The organism is Mycobacterium sp. TH-M25, from assembly GCF_057473665.1.
The window spans coordinates 1-2688 of record NZ_JBYCLA010000079.1 but is presented as its reverse complement, the minus strand read 5'-3'; the positions used below and the strand labels follow the sequence as shown (position 1 = coordinate 2688).

Below are 2688 nucleotides of genomic sequence, written 5' to 3'. Positions count from 1 at the left end.
TGATGAAGCGGCCATCCTTGGTCTGGTAGTTGCCGACCAGCGGATTGGGCATGTCGCGGTGGGCGAAGGTCGGGATTGGGTCACCTCCATAGAGGTTCGCAGCCGTGACCTGCGGGGTCATCGCCCACGCCGCCAGGCCGAGCAGCGAGACGTCGACGATCGAGGTCTCGCCGGTCGCCTTGCGCTTGTAGAGCGCCGCGGCGATGCCGCCGGCTATGGTCAGTCCGCCCATCAGGTCACCGAATGCCGGCGTCTGCATCACCGGCTCCGGCAGTTCCCGGGTCAGCGCATCGGCGATTCCACCGCGCGACCAGAACGAGACGCCGTCATAGCCGGGCCGGTCGGCGTCAACACCCTGTGGTCCGTACCCAGAGCCGCGGACGTAGACGATGTCGGGATTGACGGCGCGAATCTGGTCGACCTCGATACCGAAATGCTTGCGACGGCCGGGCAAGTAGCTGGTGAGGAACACGTCGCTGGATTTCGCCAACTCGTGGACGACCTCCTGACCGCCCGGTGTGGTCAAGTCGATTCCGATCGACTTTTTTCCGCGGTTGGGCATTTCGATCATGTAGTTGACCGCGGTCGGGCCGCCGGGAATGAGACCCATGGTGACCAGTCCGCGCTGCGGGTCACCGCCTTCGCGCGGTTCGACCTTGATCACGTCGGCGCCCCACTCGGCCAGCACCGCGCCGGCGGCGGGGACGAAAGTCCAGGCCGCGACTTCCAGTACGCGGATGCCGCTCAACGGTCTGGCGTCAACCATGACGAGTCCTCGTTTTCCACACTAGTTTTCAGCTATTCAGCGATGAGCCCGAACCGACGGTGTGCCGCGCGGATATCGATGCATGCCTGTTCGCGCGACGCGGCCTGGGGCGGCCGGAAGGCCGGTTGATCGCGTCGTTCCTCCTGAGCGGAAAGTTGACCAGACGCTCGATGAGGACCTTACGGCCGACCCCGCCACTGTAAAGGCGATATGGCCGATCTGCTGCGGCTCTTCTGCTACGTTCTCGCGGTGGTGACTGTGGCCGTCGGCCGACTCGGCAGGCCTGTCGACAACGACGGTCTCGGCGGTAGTCGATCTGAGCCATGCCAAAACTTGGCGAATATCGGCCTCGCCGGCACCGCCGCTACTACCGTGCTGAATACCGCCCCCGCCGGGAGCGCTGCAGAGCCGAAGGTGCACCGTGAAAAAACAGCTTTTGGTCACCACTCTTGCCGCGGCAGCGTTCGCCGTCATCGGCATACCCTCGGCTCACGCCGACGACCAAGGATTTCTCAACGAACTGCGGGCGAACGGCTTCGCAGGTTGGTCTGTCGCAGGCCAGCAGATGCCCGATGGCGTGCTCGTGTCGCAAGGTTATATGGCGTGCAACCGGCTGCATCTGGGAGAGCGGCCTGACCAGTTGATTGGACAGTTGAGTCCCAACGACGTCAATACCGGTCGGATGTTGATTCACGCTGCACAGCACAACCTGTGTCCTGACACGCTGTGACAGCGACGCTGACGCAGATCCCAAGCCGCGCCGCACAATCTGCCGAACCAACGCCGATGCTCAACGATAGGCGTCGCTGCGCTTGGCCGCGGTGAACACCGTGATTTCGCCGTCGGCATGGTCGATGGCATGCACCACTCGATATTGCCCGAAACGCACCCCCCAATCACGCTGGTTCTCAACGAGTTTCTTCGTATTGGCCGGTTGCGGCTCGTGGGACAAACCAATGACCACCCGCAGAGCTGCTTGCAACTCGGCACGCGGGAGTCGCTGTAGCCGCCTTAGCACGTCGGGGTGGAACGGCATTCTCATCCCCCAGCGCTCCCAGGCTTTCACGAAGATCCCGTAAACGGTGGATACTCATGTTTACACAGCACTCCGGATAGCGACACCAGCTTGGCGAATGCCAGAACGAGGTCGGGTGGGCGGGGTCGGGCCTAGCGGGCCCGGTGTCGTGAGTCATTAATTCGTAAGCAGCGCATCCGCTTCGAGGATCTTCGTTGAGATTGACGTTGGCGCGAAGAAGTGCGAGAGACCGCCACACTACGGTCGATTTGGGCGATATCCGCGACCGTCGACCGCCTTCGTAGGCTTCTCGACGACGGCGGTCTCGGTCGTGCCGATTGCAGCCAGCGTCGCCATCAAAGATCAGCGCGGCGGGCCGAGAATGACCTGTCCGTACATGTCGGCCGCTTCGGCCATCCGTTCTGGCGAGATTTCGAAGCCGTCCGGACGCGGCGTCGCCTTGTCACGTCCAGCGTGGCGGAACATGCCTTCGATGCCCGCCGGAGTGTTGATCATCAGCAAATCCGCTTTCTTGGACGTGATGCGGTACGCGTGCGGAATGTTCTTGGGCAGATAGACAATTCCGCCTTCCGACAGCTCCATTTCCTCATCGTCCAGCCAGAGCAGCGCGGTGCCCTTGATCAACATGAAGACCTCATCCTCACGCGTGTGCTTGTGATAAGGGGGCGCTTCGCCCTCGCTGACATCGAAGCGTCCGACCATCAACTGGCCGTTGGTCGCCTTCCCGTCGAGCAAGATCGCCAACGTGCCACCGTCAAGCCATTCCAGCTGCTGCTGTTGATCCGGCTGCGCCAGGTACGCCATGCTCATGGACAAGATTATTCATCCGTCGGCATGAACATGCCCGCCCAGAAGCCAAAGACACCCCCGGCCGAAACCGGGGGTG

4 protein-coding genes are annotated in these 2688 nt (G+C 62.5%); 1 reads left to right on the top strand and 3 read right to left on the bottom strand.

Annotated elements, in window-relative coordinates; translation table 11 throughout:
- Nucleotides 1–766: CoA transferase (locus AC2VOU_RS02920; RefSeq protein WP_486956014.1), on the bottom strand; the 766-nt coding region annotated here is incomplete at its 3' end.
- A 421-nt stretch (nucleotides 767–1187) separates the two neighbouring features.
- Between AC2VOU_RS02920 and AC2VOU_RS02915 the strand changes: the two genes are divergently transcribed.
- Nucleotides 1188–1496 carry a DUF732 domain-containing protein gene (locus tag AC2VOU_RS02915; RefSeq protein WP_486956013.1) on the top strand — a complete coding sequence of 103 codons (309 nt, stop codon included), beginning with the start codon at nucleotides 1188–1190 and terminating at the stop codon, nucleotides 1494–1496.
- A 60-nt stretch (nucleotides 1497–1556) separates the two neighbouring features.
- On the opposite strand, the gene AC2VOU_RS02910 is transcribed toward AC2VOU_RS02915, so the two are convergent.
- Nucleotides 1557–1808 (bottom strand): type II toxin-antitoxin system RelE family toxin, encoded by a 252-nt coding sequence (locus AC2VOU_RS02910; RefSeq protein WP_486956012.1) that lies wholly within the window; start codon nucleotides 1806–1808, stop codon nucleotides 1557–1559.
- Nucleotides 1809–2144: 336 nt separating this feature from the next.
- Nucleotides 2145–2612 carry a cupin domain-containing protein gene (locus tag AC2VOU_RS02905; protein WP_486956011.1) on the bottom strand — a complete coding sequence of 156 codons (468 nt, stop codon included), beginning with the start codon at nucleotides 2610–2612 and terminating at the stop codon, nucleotides 2145–2147.
- Nucleotides 2613–2688: the final 76 nt, after the last annotated feature.

Bases quoted from the DNA above. Each gene is read 5' to 3' on its own strand.
- AC2VOU_RS02910 (WP_486956012.1), bottom strand. From the start codon at position 1,808: ATGAGAATGCCGTTCCACCCCGACGTGCTAAGGCGGCTACAGCGACTC.
- AC2VOU_RS02905 (WP_486956011.1), bottom strand. From the start codon at position 2,612: ATGAGCATGGCGTACCTGGCGCAGCCGGATCAACAGCAGCAGCTGGAA.